This is a genomic window from Pectobacterium actinidiae, assembly GCF_000803315.1.
Taxonomy (GTDB): Bacteria; Pseudomonadota; Gammaproteobacteria; order Enterobacterales; family Enterobacteriaceae; genus Pectobacterium; species Pectobacterium actinidiae.
In genome coordinates this window covers 3,137,443-3,153,622 of sequence record NZ_JRMH01000001.1, presented here as the reverse complement: position 1 = coordinate 3,153,622, position 16,180 = coordinate 3,137,443, and the positions used below count along the sequence as shown (strand labels likewise).

Here is a 16,180-nt window from a genome sequence, read left to right as displayed (position 1 = left end):
TAGCCACGTATCTATATTGAAATAAAAGGATTTTCACCAGTTCGAAAAACGTAGTGGCCCCCAAATGGGCCCCCAAACCTTTCTGGCTGGATTTTTTTGCGGGTTATCCGCAGTAGGCGGTGGATTATATCCTGTATTGGGGTAGGGCAGAATACAGCTTATTGGCTTACCCAGTTTTCTACTCGTAGCCCAGGCACTCGCTCAAATTCACGCACGTTGTTCGTTACCAGTATCAAACCTGCTGACCGAGCATGACCCGCTAGCATGGCATCATACGGGCCGATGGGGGTTCCTTGTTTTGCCAGCTCGGCACGAATTTGCCCGGTATGTATGGCAGCGTCAAAGCCATAAGTTTGCACTTCCAGACGAGCAGAAAAACCTTCAATCACGGCGAGATTCTTTTCTGGGTTTACCGATTTCTCCGCACCATAGATCAGTTCCATCAACGTGATAGCACTGATAGCAAACTGCCCGTAATGGCGGTAGAAAGCGTCCCTGACTTCCTGCGGCTTGTTCTTGATGGTGTAAATACAAATATTGGTATCGAGCAGATATTTCAGCATCAGAAATCTTCCCTGATCTGATCATCGGGTTGCTCTCTGGTGATCATAAAGTCAGGTGTTACTCCTTGTTCTTCGAACCAACTGTCCCAGCTTTCCCCTGCCGGAGTAATGATACGTGTGCGACCAATCGCAACGATATCAACCTGCTTCACATCATCGGGCAGTGCAACGGCTTTGGGGAGCCGTACCGCTTGGCTGCGGTTACTTTTAAATACTGTAGTTTTTTCCATGGCGATCTCCTTGGAGAAATTTTGTGCTATCGATAGCATAGAATATTGATGGGATATGTCAATGGGATATACCTGTGTGACATGATTGGTTAATCACCTCGCCGCCAACATCCCCGGATAATGTTTAGCGATTATATCGTTCATCTGATCGATCAGGTCAGGACACTTGAAGGTGAGATGCCCGGTGCCTTTCTGAAAGTAACGCACGCTGAAGAACTCATCTTCATATTCCTGCTTGTGAGGATTATCACGGATATGGTCCATCAGTCGGATAGTGATATCGCCTCGGTTGTCAGGAATGGGTTTGCCATCCAACAAGTACAGCATACGCTCCAGGTCGGCCAGTTGATCGCGTCGCCAGCCCCAGTTCAAGCCAAAGCCCCAACGGTTATATGTCACCAGATTATTGATGATGATTTTCTTACCAAAGTAACAAGGGTGATTGGTCTTGTAATCCCACGATAGTCCTTTGAATACGTTGATTACCCCACGCTCAAATACCTCCAGCTTACTTTGGTGGAGTTGCTCAAAGGTGCTGAGAATATTGGCTTCACTGATGGCGGGTAGCTCACCTTCATCCAGATTTTTATGCCACTGGCTACGTGCTTCGGCATCCATCAGCGACAGCATGCCGGATTTCAGCATCAGGTCACGCCAGATATTGCGATCCAACGTGCGAGTGATGGCTGACATCGCTTTAGCTGGCGTTTCTGTCAGCCAGCAATCGTAGCGATGCCCTTGCTTTAATGCCCAGTCTTCGGCGGTGCCGCCACCGATAGTCGCCGTTAGCGTTGAGATCGACTGTAGCTGATTAAGGAGTTGTTCTATCTGTTGTAGCGCGGCATCACGTCCGGTAACGATACGCTCAATGTTGGTCGAGCAAATCAGCTCGGTGTGTTCGGTCAAAACCTCGGGTTCAGTTTGCATCATTTGTGGTCCATACATAAAAGCAAATGCGCCAACCGGTCAGGGCTGGCGCATTATGCATCGGAGAGAAGAATAAATAGATTTGGTGAGATGTAACTGGAAAGCGGCTCGCAGTCTTTATGCTTTGAGCAAGCCGGTAGCACGTCTGGCACGGAGAACATCAACGGCAGTGAGAAACGGCGATTGCTCCTGCCAGTTAAAGCCGTTGCGATCGATACGCACCAGTTCGTATTTTTCCACCAGAAAATTGACGGCATTGACCAACGTGACGCCAGCATCGATATGCTCCTGAATCACATTTTCCTCACAGAACGGCGTGTCATTCAGCGTGAGGCCGTAGTGCTTTTCCAGTAGATAGGTCAGAAGTTGATGCCAGACGGCTATGGGTAACGGGCAGGATTGTTCCTCCCGAGGCGGGATTGCAGGTGATGTTTGCATGGAAATACTCTCTTCAGGTTAAGTCGATAAAATCAGGGAATTGCCAAGGACGGGGAGAGAAGCAGCGGATTATTGTGTTGCAGCAGAAATTGGATAAATAACAATATACACGTAGCCAAAACTGCCCAGCGTATCGGCTTCACAGGTCCATTCGTTGCAATGCAGCGTGATGCAGCCTTGTTTATGGGGATTCAGTTCCCCCGTGCGTAGCTTCTGTTCCAACTGCTTAATCAACTCAGGAAAGATCTGTTCCAGATGACGAGCTTCTGTTTTGCTGAACGCACCGATAACACTGGCCCGATCTGCCAGATAATGAAGAGAGTGACCTTCCTGAACCAGCCTAGCTCCGAATTGCGGAGTAACGGCACGTTTTAGTCCCCATTCCGGGGAATCTGATAATGACATAGTGCTTTCCTTATAAGAGAGCAGTGGTAAGTGAGATCATCACAGCCAGCCACGTTCAGCAAACGACACCACCTCATCGCCGCCAATCACCAGGTGATCAAGTACTCTGATATCAAGCGGTGAGAGGGAATTTTTCAGTGTGTCAGTGATATGGCGATCGGCCTGACTGGGCTCTGCCCAGCCGGAAGGATGATTGTGGGCCAGTATCACGGCTGCGGCGTTATGACGCAGTGAAGATTTGAGGATTTCACGCGGATGCACTTCGGTACTGTTGATACCACCCAGCGCAATAATTTCCTTTTCTATCAGGCGATGCTGGTTATCCAGATACAGCACCATAAAGACTTCACGCTCCAGGCCGCTGAGCTCTAGCAGTAACCAACTTTTGGTGTCCTCCGAGGTTTTGAACTGCCTCGCATTTTTACGTACCCGTTTTTCCAGCAGGAACAGCGCCATCTGGATGATGCGCTGTTCTTTGGACGCAACGCTGCCTGCCAATGAATTACATGACATGGTGAATCCTTGTAATTGAACAGAAAGAGAGGAAATGAATAGAAAAAGAACAGGTCAGAGTGGCCGCCCTATTCTTTTCAGTATTGATTCATCGTCGCCTGTGGCTGTTATGGCGCAAGGGAAAGTACGTGAGTTGGCCCATCAGATACCCTGTGGGCCAGTCATCTTCAGAGCAGATAAACAAACACAACGTTAGGGAGCAGAAAGCGCAGAAAGCGAACTGTATCCGCGTTTGATATCGCAGTGCCTTGCATTGGCATCAATCAGGGCCTGTCCCAGCTTTTTGGCAAGCAAGGTCGCAGGATACTGATAGCTCCATCCCATCGGATTATGATCAAAGGTGCCATCGTTATAATAGAAATGAAAAACAAACGAGCCTGTTCGATAATCCAGCATATTGGAAATCACTTTTGCCAGATTAGCCGAGTGGAGGCTATCCATGAGTGTTTTAGCATGGTCAGCATTGTTATTCATTTGATGAATATCATCAGGATAATACTGCACGGTCACTCCTGTTGCGCCTTCGACGTTGTCGCCGTAAATACCTTTCAGGTAGTACCGGATATTTAGCTGATTGTCTTTGGCATAACACGTCAGAACGAATTTCTCCGTGTTGCGTCCCTTTTTACCGATAATGATAAAATCATCAACACCTGCCGCTATTTTGTTGTGTCTAACATCAACGGTGTCAACAATAGAATTCTTATAGCTAATTGGCTTGGGATCATAAGCAGCGGCACACAACTGAGAACTCCATAGCGATATAGCCAATAGCGTGATTATCATTATATTTTTCATATAAATAGTTCCTCATGATGCCCAGTTGTTATTTTTCATCTGCGAGCGTGACATAGATGGTGTTATCTGCTCGGATTTCAATCGTTAACGGCTGTTTAAAACCGGTATTCATCAATGCATAGGCCTGATAAAAGCGCCCTTTAACTTCTTCTTTTACATCAGTAACTCGAATGCAATGCTCTTCAATTCCCTGACGTTTCATAATCTTTGTAACAACAGGACAGGCACTTTGTGCCAGACGATCTGTCCCTGACTGACTTTTAAAATGATTACCAACCAACACGGAGAGGACAGTACAAAGCAACCATACCTGCAATAAACGCCACGGTTTTCCTTGCCTTTCATCACGCTGGCGTAGATAGACCATTGGCAATACAAACCACCAGACTGCCGGTGCCTCTTTTTCCTGTTTCATCAGTTGCAGACGGTCCAGTAATACCCAAACCAGAGAGAAGACGGTATAGAGCGTTAGGGCTACTTGTTGTGGCAGAAAAATCACAGAAACACCCCAGATGATGGGAAGCCCGATAGCCATAGACCAGGCGTGACTATCATATTTGGAAAGCGGATACGGTTTAAACATAGTGAAGTGACCCTTTGAAAGTGAAAAAATGGATGGAATAGGAAAATAATCCTTATTAACCAGTTAATTAGATTGAGTGACAGAAGGAATAGCTTTAGCTGGCTGGTGAAAGATCGTATAGGGATAGCGAAAGGAGAGATAATCGTTAATTCAGATCGATACGTATAAATCGATCGTCATTATCTATCATAAAACCGATCGATAATAATTTATTAATCGGCATAAACTATCATAAATCAGTATTCGATCGTTAAAACAGATCATCAGGAAAGTGATAACGCCACCAACAGAAAAGGAATTAAAAGAAGATATGCCAAAGTGATTTAGCCAGTGAAATCAGACGTTCTCTTACTGTTAGCAGAACTGTTGAAAAAGCCTGGGAAGTGAGTATGTTGCCGATTGTCTCATCAAATATGTCTCCAACCGCATCGGCAAAACGCTCACGAGCACTGCCAATCACGTTTTCTGTTCTATACACGGTTCCCAATCGGCCGACAACGGCACCACTGGCTCTGGCTGGTAATGCCATGATGAATGTTTCCACCCACTGGTGCAGGTTGTACCCTTCCGAAGCAGAGATAGCTACAACAGGGTGTACAGGTTTAAAGGTTGATTCCACTCGTTCTGTCTTGAGCATCAGATTTTTATACTGACGCTCAGAAGGGCGGTTATTCTTCCACTCGCGACAAGGTTCAATTTTGTCCGCCTGGCTGAGAACAAAAAGAAATCTGGCCGGATCAGCACCGGCCTGAAGGAGTTTTCTGTAACATTGGATATCCTCATTCCAGGCGCGTTCATCTGCTTTCAGCACCCAGATAATCAAATCCAACTTCTCAGCCCATTCCTGATAAAGACGAAAGTAGATCTTGTCGAGCCCTGGCGTTTCACCCACACCAGGAAAATCAATAAGGCTAAGGGTATGCGACTTGTAACTTACCTGATAGCGTTGAACACACCGAGTACACCCGTTGACGGCATCCACTCTGGCTGGAGGTGGGCTGAAAAGCGTATTACACAGGCTGGATTTACCAGCGCCACTTTTTCCCATCAAACCAATAACGGGAGCATAATGAATAGCCTTATCAAGCTGATAACGAATACGGCCAGCAATATCATCAGGTAACGATGAAAGTACGGGTGTAAGTAATACGTATGGTTGAGATACCTGTTTCATTTTATATCCTGTAATAACCACATTATCGAATATCACAGGAATAATGTATTGCTATAAAATAATGCAACTTTAATCGGAGTGATTAATAAGGTTCTTTGAATGATTCGCAGCCTTTTAAATTAAATCTTTCCTTATTGGATGAAACCGTAACACCCAGAATAGCATCTTTATTAGGAGACAGATTCTTTTGAATTGTTTTATCGTTAATTATTTCTTGCCAAGCTTGAGGCTCTCGCAATACCGGAATAAAGAACCCACCCTTATCATTACCCAATCTTTTCCTATCAAAAATGGGTGCAACACCTACATACCTATTAGGGATAGTCCGCTCCCACTGTTTATTGATAAGATCTGTTTGCCTCAGATAGCGAATATTGAAAAAATCATAGCGACCATCATGCTTATCCCATAAATCTTGAGTGATAATAAAAGGTTGATATATCACATGATATGCTAGGTTTAATGACCCCTTTTTGATTGTAGATATCCTTCCCTCAAATTCCGTTTTTAGCAAAATAACATAGTAATCACTGTCAGGTAATTGAATGTACTTTTTTGTCACCTCCCCATAAAAATCATTATATACAGCAGTATTGAGACTCTCATGAATCATGTCATTGTAATATTTGTTACGTTTGGTTTCGAGATCTAAAGGGGAAATAGCAAGCTCGAATTGCTCAGATAATAGACAAGATTGCTCTTTTGGTGTGTAGACTTCATAAATCATTATCCCTGATTTTATTATCGTTTTTTCCTGATTGCGTTCCATCTCCTGCCTGATTAACCCTTCGAGATATCCCGACTTTGTCACCCCCTGTTCGGCTGCTGCATTTGTCACCCAGTCATAGGTTGTCGTATTGGAAAAGTAGGTTGTAATTTTATGCTTGCTTGCCATGTTCGATTGACCTTTAACCGCTGGATACTTCGTCATAGTAAGTCACTTTATTTAATCAATCAAATAAAAAGTAGGTCACTAAAAAGTGACCTACTTTTAAACAAAACTAATTTATACAATGGTTTGTAAATTTTTATGCCGTGTAAGGCTGATGATAAAGGATACCCAAGGAAAATCACCTTTTCCCCATAGATCCTTGCTCAGTAAGCGGTTCCGTAAAAAATTACGCCACAGACCATCAGTTGTAATCACAGAAATGCAGCTCCCACTAATGCTTCAGACGAAAAAACGGCTTTATGGCTAGGCAAAAAAAGATCATTCACAACATCTGGAACCCGATGCACAAAACCATGACTGGCAAAGAGATGCGCCCGCACATAACTTCCTCAAAGCTTTTATGGGAGAGCAAGAAGAGATAACTCCAGAGTAAAAATTCGCCATCAAAAGACAAAAATCGGGTACAGAAGCCAGGTAACACCGCGCTTCTTCGATTTTGAGAATCAGGAAAATCTATCGGATTGGATAATATCTATTAAAGAAGGGATTAATACACATAACACTATGATGATAAGCATTAGATCCTATTTCAATCATCATCAATGACAAGTAAGACATCGTACATGCATATCTTATGCTGGGAGGTATAGGTACTTGAGCCACATGGGATGAGATAACCTTGGAATTAGGGTGTACAGCAGTCATTGATAGTAACAGGACAACGAGTTGGCCATTACCACTAACCACGAGATTTTATTTTTAAAGGGGTGTGTATTGTCTGAAATACAACATTCATTGAGACAATTCCATGAGTAAGACATACCTTAAAAAATATAATATCTATTACCTTTATAAAATTAAAAAGACGTTGGAATTAGCCTTGCTGGCTCACCATAGAACGCTTATTGTTCGCGTTGATTTGCATTTCCCCGATAACTATCATGTAGAAGACAATAGGGCTATTGGTTCCTTTCCCCCCGCACTAAAATCCCGACTCATAGCCAAATACAAACGACAGGTAAAGCACAACCCCGGTAAACAGATTCATCAGTCAGACCTGCACTATGTCTGGGTCAGGGAGCAAAATCAATGTGGTACGAAAATCCATTACCACGCACTGCTCATGTTCAATAAAGATGCGTTTTATACGCTCGGTGATTACACACAAAAAGGAAATTTGGCGGATATGATCATTCAGGCATGGTGCAGCGCATTGAATCTGGATGCAGAGAAACACCGCACACTTGTCACATTCCCCAAAAATCCTTGCTATTACCTATATTGGGCAAACGCAAACAAAAGTACCAACTTTGACGTCATAAGTAGCCGCATTGAGTATATGGCGAAACATCGTGACAAACAGTACAGCAGGAAAGTGCGCACAATGGGATGCACAGCCTAATGCTAAGCAATTCATAGAAACAATCCGCACCTTAATGATCACACTGGCTATTAGCGAAAACGTAGCCAAGGGGTTAGTACTCCTGTTATTTAGTTTTTTACGCAGCCTTCCATCCACTGAGGAGGGCTGCATTCTACATCAATAATCAGCCATTCCTCCTTTAAATTACTGACTTAAAGGAGATTTTCCATGAGTAACACTACATCCCTGTTGAACGATCAGCTGGTCGACATGGTGTTTATTACGAAATTTACACAGCTTACCGATAAGTGGTTTTACAAACTGATTCAGGAGGGCGCATTCCCAAAACCGATTAAGCTCGGACGTAGCTCACGCTGGCTGAAAAGCGAAGTAGAAGCTTGGGTGCAGCAGCGTATTGATCAATCTCGCTAGTAGTCACGTATTCATACTCCCTCACTCCCCATTTTACCAAAACCCGAATAGCAGGCTGCCGTCTATCAGGGTATTAGTACGAGAAAAATTCATAACTTCCACAAGCTGAGCCTAACAGCAGTTTCTCTGCCAGATTTGCGTATGGCGCGTCAGATTATTTCTGCCAGGCTAATACCGAGGTTAGGTGTATTACGTACTGAGGCTGGAAGCAGAGCCATTCTGCCAATGAAGACTATCCGCCACCTCCACCAGTATACCCTGTAATCCATTAACTCTATGCCGTCTGCTTGGCCTTAAGGGACGGCTTACTCTGCTTACAAGGTTTTAGTCGATGGTCAATTTCCGTTCGTAGTAACAACCAACCATCGAAGCCAGAAGCACTAGAATATCCTCTAAACCTGAACTGACCATGTATTTTGGATACAGCTCTCAAAAAAACAAGAAAATCACTGGTAAGATCATGTTTCGGTAAGGTTTTTATCTTGATAGTTGAAGTTTACAAAATTTCACTTTGTTGGAGATAATGTTAGATCGCTCATAAATAGGGACTTTAGCATGCCTGTAATTACTCGATTGATACTGCAAAATTTTAAAAAGTTTCCGCGCCTGGACCTGTTTTTCAATGCTGATCGAAACATATTCATCGGTGATAATGAATCGGGTAAAAGTAGCATCTTACTAGCTCTTGATTTGGTTTTGAGTGACAGTAGACATCGTGTTGAAACTCTGGGCGTTGAATCCCTTATTTCACAATCTGCGGTGGAGAATTTTCTGGCGGGTGAACGTCGGGCTGATCTGCTACCAGTACTTATCGCTGACGTCTTTCTTCATCAAGGTAACAATCCTGATCTCAATGGCCGACAGAATCTGGCTGGCATAGATGCCGATGGCCTCAGAATGCGAATTGCACCGATGCTTGACGAATATGGCGAGGACATTCGACAAGTTTTGCAGCAGGATCCGACAAATTTCCCCTTCGAATACTACGCGGTTAAATTCACAACTTTTTCTGGAAGCCATTTTGCGAGCTTCAGGCGCTACCTGCGGCATCTGCTTCTTGAAAACGCACGTATCGATAGTGATCATGCAGCACTGGACTATACTCGCACAGTTTATGGTGTGAATGTGTCTGTCGCGGAACGGTACCGCCTTGAAAACAGTTATCGTCAACAGAAAAACCTCTTCTGTAACCAGCAATTGTCCGCATTCAACACCAAAGTGGGCTGATAAAGGATTCATTTGTGTTAGAACCAATCAAATTAAGCCGGGTTATTTAGAGTTAAATGATTCTCGTCATGTAAGTGAACAAACATATCTCGAAAGGATTCAGCGCTTAGAACCATCTTTTAATGATATTCTTTACAGCCGTGAAGGTGGGGTATTAGGTGTTGCGTGCCGAATTCCCGAAGACGTTAAAGTATGTCTTGGACAAAGAATGATGTTAATTCGTTCTGGTGATAGGGTTTTATCTGAGTATCTTGAGATTGTTCTGAACAGTCCATTGATTACAATTTTAGCTCGACAGATGACAACGGGTGGAGCGGCACCAAGAATTAACGTTTCTACTGTAAAAAATTACCTTATCCCTCTCCCCACGAAAGAAGAACAATATCAAATAATTGCAAGAGTTAAGGAACTATTAAACCTCGGTGACACACTCAAATCCCGCCTGCAATCCGCCCAGCAAACCCAACTCCATCTGGCGGATGCACTCACTGACGTAGCATTAAACTAAGGAACAGACGATGCCGGTTCATCATGCAATCTGGCGGGTAGGAGATAATCCCCAGCCGCTAACCATCTGCAAACTCGCCAGCGAGCAACTGCTGGAGAAGATGATTTTAAACGACCCCACTATCCTCTCTGATCAGTGGATGATCATCGGCCATCAGGAAAATACGCTCGATAAAGGGCGTATCGACCTGCTGGCGATTGCGCCGGATGCCTCGCTGATCCTGATTGAACTCAAGCGCGATCGCACGCCGCGTGAAGTGGTGGCGCAGGCGCTGGATTACGCCTCCTGGGTAGATGACTTAACCGCCGAGCGTCTGTCGCAGATTTATGAAAAATTCTCCGGTGGTGGGAATCTCGGTGAGGCGTTCAAACGACGTTTTAACTCTGAACTGGAAGAGGAATCACTCAACCAGTCGCACCAAATCATCATTGTGGCGGCTGAGCTGGATTCGTCCACCGAACGCATCGTGGATTATCTGAGCAAAAACGGTATTTCGATTAACGTGCTGTTCTTTAAGGTATTCCAGCACGGTGATGAACAGTTCTTAAGCCGCACGTGGCTTCTCGACCCGAGTGAGACGCAAACCAATGCCGCACAGGCCACAGCCACAAGTGCCAACGCAAAGGAGCCCTGGAACGGGGAGTTTTACGTCTCGTTTGGCGACATGCAAAGCCGCAACTGGGAAGAGGCGCGACACTACAACTTTATCAGTGCGGGCGGTGGAAGCTGGTACAGTCAGACATTAAAACAGCTTCAGCCTGGCAATCGCATTTGGGTAAAAATTCCGGCAACGGGTTATGTTGGCGTCGGTATTGTGCAGGGGGCTGTTGAGCCTGCCAGTAGCTTCACCATCAACACTGACGACGGAGAAAAGCTGGCGATGGATGTGCTGAAGTATCGCGATCTCTATCGTCTGAATGCGGATGATCCCGATAAATCCGAGTATTTTGTTCCCGTAAAATGGCTGGAAACCCGCAGTGAACAAGACGCGGTGAACGAAGTGGGGTTCTTCGGTAACCAAAATACGGTCTGCAAGCCTACCGCGCCGAAGTGGCGACACACGGTAGAGAAATTAAAGCGTTATTTCGGAAATTGGAATGCCGAATTGTAATGTCCAAAGGAGTATCTCTTTCCAACTATACAAGAAATCAGTATTTATGAAGACTTCTAAAAGTGGATGATTCGTTTTATTGAAACAGTTACATTCTCGCCAATAAAAGCGGTTGCTTCCAACTGGCTGACGGTAATTTAGAAGCTGACAATGTAGTTATTTTTAAAGAGGAATGGCATGATTATTAGCCTTGAAGACCTTGGCCTTGCCTACCGCAAAGCGAAAGTCGATCTGTACTATTCATCCCATGTTTCACTGGAAGCAATTGCGGAATACGAAGAATCCCTCCACGCGAATTTGACGGATCTGCTGGGAAAAATACAGGGAGACGACGAATCATGGGTGGAAGAGAATGAGTTTACTGGAAACTGGTTTCTGGCCACCAAATCTGTAGACATGACTTGCTGGGAACAGCAGCGCGAGCCGCAAGCTAACGGCCTCATATTTTCTTCACCTGCTGAAAAGTGGACGTATGCTTGCAACTCAATGGCTGAGAAAAACGAGCAAAAAAAAATCAAAGCCGAGTTTCGAGTAATGGCTCAATGCAGCCTGGATTTTCATGTTCTCTCGACTCTCTGGATGTTGAAAGTCGGACATCTTTTTGATGCCAAATTATCTACCTGTGCTTACGGTAACCGCCTGCGCCGTACTCTCGATGGAAAGAACATCAATTCACTTTCAATTGGTTCTTTTCAACCTTATCTCAAACCTTTTCGTGATTGGCGTGACAATGGCATTAACGCTATGCGGAGCGCGCTAAGTGACAGCAAAAGAATCGTAGCACTCACTGCTGATGTTAGTTCTTTCTATCACGAACTGAATCCCAGTTTTATGCTTGATCCAACCTTCGTCAAAGATATTTTGGAGTTGGAACTCACTGCTGAGCAAAGCAAACTTAATCGTTTATTTATTAATGCGTTAAAAGCATGGGCAATGGAGACTCCGTTGAAGAAAGGATTACCAGTAGGTCTCCCTGCTTCAGCTGTTGTTGCCAACGTAGCTCTGATCGAGCTGGATCGCGTCATTGAGCAGCAAGTCGCACCTATCTATTACGGGCGGTATGTTGATGACATCATGCTGGTCATGGAAAATGGTGCAAATTTTCATTCCATGGCAGATCTATGGCAATGGTTGTTCGCTCGTTCTTCCGGCAAACTGGACTGGGTGAGGGGCGAGGAAAACAAACAGATCAGTTTTCAACCAACCTATCTGAATGACAGCCAGATACGTTTTGCAAATGCAAAGAATAAAGTGTTTATCTTGGCTGGTGATCCAGGCAAAACCTTGGTGGAAGCTATTGCTCATCAGATTTATGAACGAGCCAGCGAGTGGCGAGCCATGCCTCGGTTACCGCATTCCTCCAACAATGTTGGTACTGATTTGCTTGCTGCAACTCAAAGTAATGGCGAAGTTGCTGATAATTTGCGTAAAGCAGATGCACTGACTATGCGTAGGGCTGGTTTTGCCATCAAACTACGCGACTTTGAAGCCTATGAGCGTGACCTGCAACCGGGCACATGGAAAGGCCATCGCCAGGCTTTTTTCCGAGCATTTATTGATCATGTGATTGTTCTGCCACAATTTTTTGATTTATCGGTGTACCTACCCCGAGTGATTCGGTTGGCCACGGCCTGTGAGGATTTTGTCGAACTGCGCAAACTTATCTTCGCGCTCGAGAATATTTGCAATGAAGTACGAGATAAATGCCTTCTTGCGATCAAGGCGTGTCCTGATGATAACCTCCTTTCTGAAGAAGAGATTATTGGCAAATGGAGGACTCAGCTTTTTAGCAGTGTGCTTGAAGCTATCGTTGCAGCATTTCCTCCACGTATTTCCAAGGTAGGTAAGCAAACCTGGAATGACCATTTGAAAAATTGGCACAGCCGGTTTGGGCTAGACATAGAATATTTGGGGCGTGATTTTTCATTAAAGGGCTACCAAGAACAGCAGGCGAGGTTATTCTCTTTCGACTTAGCACACATGCCTTTTCGCTTTATCGGTCTACCAAAAGAGATGATTGCTCAACGGGGCATACCCGCTCCGAAAACAGTAGCCCACTGTGCGAAAGCAGCAGAATTACTGCCTGATAATGTCGTTTTTGGTAATCAGGTAGTAGCGAAATGGTGCAAATTTAAAATTCTGCCACATGGACTGTTATTTGCTACACGGCCTTTCAGCCTGCCGGAACTCTTTATTCTAAACAATGAGGCTTATACAGCCTCAGCTCGGCCAGAAATGCGAGTGGTTGTTCTCGCTGTTCGTGGTTTTGTCCTCGGTAATAAAACACCTTGTGTCGATAAACAAGGCGTATTGCAGATTCCTGACGGCCAATCTGCTGGAAAATATGGGGTTGCCGTCTCCAGCTGGAAAACGTCCATGGCAAGCTGGACTGCGGCGGTCATGCGTTCAGCCGATCCGGATGCCAACCGTTACACTCGATTATGTCGCGTGCTTGACGGTGTGATAGCCCAACCACATAACAGTCGTTACTTAATTCTGCCGGAGCTCTCACTCCCTGCGCACTGGTTTATTAGGATTGCCCGTAAGTTACAAGGTCGAGGGATTTCACTTGTCGCCGGTATTGAATATTTACATGCCAGTAAAGCGCGGGTGCGCAATCAGGTATGGGCTTCCTTGTCTCATGATGGGTTGGGTTTTCCGTCACTAATGATTTACCGTCAGGACAAACAACGCCCAGCACTGCATGAAGAGCAGGAATTACAACGACTAGCAGGGCTAGAAATGAAACCAGAAAAGAAATGGACAACGCCTCCCATCATTCAACACGGTGATTTTCGTTTTTCCTTGTTGATTTGTAGTGAGCTGACCAATATTAGTTACCGCGCAGCGCTGCGTGGCAACGTTGACGCGCTGTTTGTGCCAGAGTGGAATCAGGATACTGAAACTTTCAATGCATTGGTCGAATCTGCTGCGCTGGATATCCATGCTTACATCATCCAATGCAATGACCGTCAGTATGGAGATAGCCGCATCCGTGGCCCCTTCAAAGATAGCTGGAGGCGTGATGTACTGCGAGTCAAAGGCGGTATTACCGATTACTGTGTAATTGGTGAGATTGACGTACATTCTTTACGACAATTTCAAAGTAGCTATCGTTCTCCAGGTAAACCCTTTAAACCTGTACCAGATGGATTTGAAATAGAGCATTCCCGAAAAATGTTGCCAGAAGGATAAGGGAAACTGCCTTAAAATATTGATTTTAGATTATTGAAAATGAGGCATCATGACATTACGAACGCATAACCAACAGATGTAAGTTGAAATTGAATGATGATCGCTACCGTTTATTTAAGTAGCTAATTATTTTTTATAAAATAAGAGGTTGCTCTCATGTGTGTCCTTGAAAAATCACGTAGAATTAAAACGTGTATACATACAATTTGAAAAATTAAATAGCCATCTAGCTATGAGGATGGCTATTTATATTCTTATGCTAAAAAATATACTTGGACATCCTTTCTGCTAAATGTCTTACTACCTACTTTCGCTTCCCCATCACCACAACCTTCCTTGCATCCTCATGCTCCAGCCCATCAATAAAATCTCCATACCACTGCAACATTCCTCTACGCTGCTCCAAATACTGCGCATGGTTATACGTCCCACGAATAGTATTTTTATCCACATGGGCAAGCTGCAATTCAATCCAGGCGGTGTTATACCCTTGTTCGTGTAGTATGGTGCTCATCGTGTGCCGAAAGCCGTGGCCTGTCGCTTTGCCGTGATAACCAATCCGTTTAAGTACTTGGTTGATACTAGCTTCACTCATCGGTTTGGTGATGTCGTTACGTCCAGGGAAAACCAGATTGTAGCGTCCGGTAACGGCGAATAGCTGTTGCAATGCATCGATCACTTGATTGGAAAGGGGAACGAGGTGAGGGCGGCGCATTTTCATGCGTTCTTTCGGCACTTCCCAAAGCCCTTTTTCAAAATCAAACTCCTTCCATTCTGCTTGTCGTAATTCGATAGTACGAACGCCGGTAAGCATCAGGATACGTGTAGCCAGTTGTGTGACCTTACTGCCTGAGTAAGTTGATAACGCGCGAAGAAAATCCGGCAGTTCATCCGGCAGCAGGTGAGGGTAGTGCGTAGCCTTTGGTGGGGGAAGGGCGCTTGCCAGTTCTGATGCCGGATTGTTTTCCGCCCTGCCAGTGACAATCGCATAGCGGAACACCTGATTACAGGCTTGGCGAATTTTACGCAATTTGTCGAGTACACCACGCTTTTCCAGTTTGCGCAGCGTGGTTAGCATTTCCAGCGGCTTAACCTCAGCGACAGGCCGTTTACCAATATCAGGGAAGATGTCGTTCTCAAACGCTTCCATCAGGTCTTCAGCGTAACCCTTCGACCAGTTAGGACGCTTATATTCATGCCATTCGAGAGCAATGGCTTTGAAGGTGTTATCAATGTTGATTTTTTTAGCCTGTCTTTCAACCTGCTTTTTTTCACTAGGATCGCCACCTGAGGCGACGATTTTTCGAGCCTCTTCCCGTTTTAGCCTCGCTTCAGCCAGCGGGATATCAGGATAAACGCCAATAGATAATTTTTTCTCTTTACCTGCAACGCGGTACTTCAAACGCCAATATTTGGCTCCGTTCGGCTTTATCAGAAGATAAAGGCCTGAACCGTCAGTGAGTTTGTATTCTTTGTCTTGTGGCTTGGCGGTTTCTATCTGTCGAGCATTAAGTGGCATCGTGGGGGCCCCTAATAGTCATTGAACAAGAAGAGCCCCCATAGAGGCCCCCAACATCGACTTGATTTCCAGTATGCTGGGTTGACCTCGGTGGAGCTCAGCGACAGAAAATCCTAGTGGTATCAATGAATATAACGGGGTTTTGTTGAATTCGGTAGAGTCTGGGAGAACTTAAAATGGTACGCCCTACAGGGCTCGAACCTGTGACCTACGGCTTAGAAGGCCGTTGCTCTATCCAACTGAGCTAAGGGCGCATTTCAAAAAAGAAATGGCTGTTGCTTGTCGCAACAGTGGGCTGGATT

The 16,180-nt window shown here is 45.0% G+C and carries 16 protein-coding genes, 1 tRNA gene and 1 pseudogene; 6 read left to right on the top strand and 12 right to left on the bottom strand.

Annotated elements, in window-relative coordinates; translation table 11 throughout:
- Nucleotides 1–158 precede the first annotated feature (158 nt).
- The 10 genes from vapC to KKH3_RS13485 all read right to left on the bottom strand — a co-directional run bounded on the left by vapC (nucleotide 159) and on the right by KKH3_RS13485 (nucleotide 6,562).
- Nucleotides 159–563: a type II toxin-antitoxin system tRNA(fMet)-specific endonuclease VapC gene (vapC, locus tag KKH3_RS13530; protein ID WP_039360474.1), complete on the bottom strand. Its 405-nt coding sequence runs from the start codon at nucleotides 561–563 to the stop codon at nucleotides 159–161.
- Nucleotides 563–793, bottom strand: a complete 231-nt coding sequence (gene vapB / locus KKH3_RS13525; RefSeq protein WP_039360473.1) for a type II toxin-antitoxin system VapB family antitoxin — start codon at nucleotides 791–793, stop codon at nucleotides 563–565. The genes vapC and vapB overlap by 1 nt, the downstream gene beginning before the upstream one ends.
- A 93-nt stretch (nucleotides 794–886) precedes the next feature.
- The gene (locus KKH3_RS13520) at nucleotides 887–1,720 is read right to left on the bottom strand and encodes a DUF4942 domain-containing protein (protein ID WP_039362457.1); all 834 of its coding nucleotides are present in this window, start codon (nucleotides 1,718–1,720) and stop codon (nucleotides 887–889) included.
- 117 nt (nucleotides 1,721–1,837) lie between these two features.
- A complete protein-coding gene (locus KKH3_RS13515; protein ID WP_039360470.1) occupies nucleotides 1,838–2,158 on the bottom strand; it encodes a TA system toxin CbtA family protein in 321 nt (106 codons plus the stop codon).
- A gap of 69 nt (nucleotides 2,159–2,227) precedes the next feature.
- On the bottom strand, nucleotides 2,228–2,563 hold the full coding sequence (locus KKH3_RS13510; protein WP_039360467.1) for a type IV toxin-antitoxin system YeeU family antitoxin: 336 nt from the start codon (nucleotides 2,561–2,563) through the stop codon (nucleotides 2,228–2,230).
- 39 nt (nucleotides 2,564–2,602) lie between these two features.
- Entirely contained in the window at nucleotides 2,603–3,076 is a 474-nt protein-coding gene (radC, locus tag KKH3_RS13505; protein WP_039360464.1) for a RadC family protein, read from the bottom strand.
- A gap of 192 nt (nucleotides 3,077–3,268) precedes the next feature.
- The gene (locus KKH3_RS13500) at nucleotides 3,269–3,874 is read right to left on the bottom strand and encodes a hypothetical protein (protein WP_039360461.1); all 606 of its coding nucleotides are present in this window, start codon (nucleotides 3,872–3,874) and stop codon (nucleotides 3,269–3,271) included.
- Nucleotides 3,875–3,902: 28 nt separating this feature from the next.
- On the bottom strand, nucleotides 3,903–4,457 hold the full coding sequence (locus tag KKH3_RS13495; RefSeq protein ID WP_039360458.1) for a hypothetical protein: 555 nt from the start codon (nucleotides 4,455–4,457) through the stop codon (nucleotides 3,903–3,905).
- A 298-nt stretch (nucleotides 4,458–4,755) separates the two neighbouring features.
- On the bottom strand, nucleotides 4,756–5,631 hold the full coding sequence (locus KKH3_RS13490; RefSeq protein WP_080756544.1) for a GTPase family protein: 876 nt from the start codon (nucleotides 5,629–5,631) through the stop codon (nucleotides 4,756–4,758).
- Nucleotides 5,632–5,713: 82 nt separating this feature from the next.
- Nucleotides 5,714–6,562, bottom strand: coding sequence for a hypothetical protein (locus KKH3_RS13485; RefSeq protein ID WP_077022189.1), 849 nt, complete (start codon nucleotides 6,560–6,562; stop codon nucleotides 5,714–5,716).
- Between the two features lie 769 nt (nucleotides 6,563–7,331).
- Here KKH3_RS13485 and KKH3_RS13480 point away from each other — a divergent pair.
- From KKH3_RS13480 to KKH3_RS13455, 6 genes and pseudogenes are all read left to right on the top strand, one after another.
- Nucleotides 7,332–7,925, top strand: coding sequence for an inovirus Gp2 family protein (locus KKH3_RS13480; protein ID WP_039360452.1), 594 nt, complete (start codon nucleotides 7,332–7,334; stop codon nucleotides 7,923–7,925).
- A gap of 189 nt (nucleotides 7,926–8,114) precedes the next feature.
- The gene (locus KKH3_RS13475; RefSeq protein ID WP_039360449.1) at nucleotides 8,115–8,318 is read left to right on the top strand and encodes a helix-turn-helix transcriptional regulator; all 204 of its coding nucleotides are present in this window, start codon (nucleotides 8,115–8,117) and stop codon (nucleotides 8,316–8,318) included.
- 555 nt (nucleotides 8,319–8,873) lie between these two features.
- A pseudogene (locus KKH3_RS13470) lies at nucleotides 8,874–9,530 on the top strand (AAA family ATPase); the annotation flags it as partial.
- Nucleotides 9,442–10,053 carry a restriction endonuclease subunit S gene (locus KKH3_RS21840; protein ID WP_080756543.1) on the top strand — a complete coding sequence of 204 codons (612 nt, stop codon included), beginning with the start codon at nucleotides 9,442–9,444 and terminating at the stop codon, nucleotides 10,051–10,053. The pseudogene KKH3_RS13470 and the gene KKH3_RS21840, both read left to right, overlap by 89 nt.
- A 10-nt stretch (nucleotides 10,054–10,063) precedes the next feature.
- Nucleotides 10,064–11,164: a DUF8606 domain-containing protein gene (locus KKH3_RS13460; protein ID WP_039360446.1), complete on the top strand. Its 1,101-nt coding sequence runs from the start codon at nucleotides 10,064–10,066 to the stop codon at nucleotides 11,162–11,164.
- A 177-nt stretch (nucleotides 11,165–11,341) separates the two neighbouring features.
- Entirely contained in the window at nucleotides 11,342–14,359 is a 3,018-nt protein-coding gene (locus KKH3_RS13455) for a reverse transcriptase domain-containing protein (protein WP_039360443.1), read from the top strand.
- A 304-nt stretch (nucleotides 14,360–14,663) separates the two neighbouring features.
- On the opposite strand, the gene KKH3_RS13450 is transcribed toward KKH3_RS13455, so the two are convergent.
- Nucleotides 14,664–15,878: a tyrosine-type recombinase/integrase gene (locus tag KKH3_RS13450; protein WP_039360440.1), complete on the bottom strand. Its 1,215-nt coding sequence runs from the start codon at nucleotides 15,876–15,878 to the stop codon at nucleotides 14,664–14,666.
- 177 nt (nucleotides 15,879–16,055) lie between these two features.
- Nucleotides 16,056–16,132 (bottom strand) — tRNA-Arg (locus KKH3_RS13445).
- Nucleotides 16,133–16,180 lie beyond the last annotated feature (48 nt).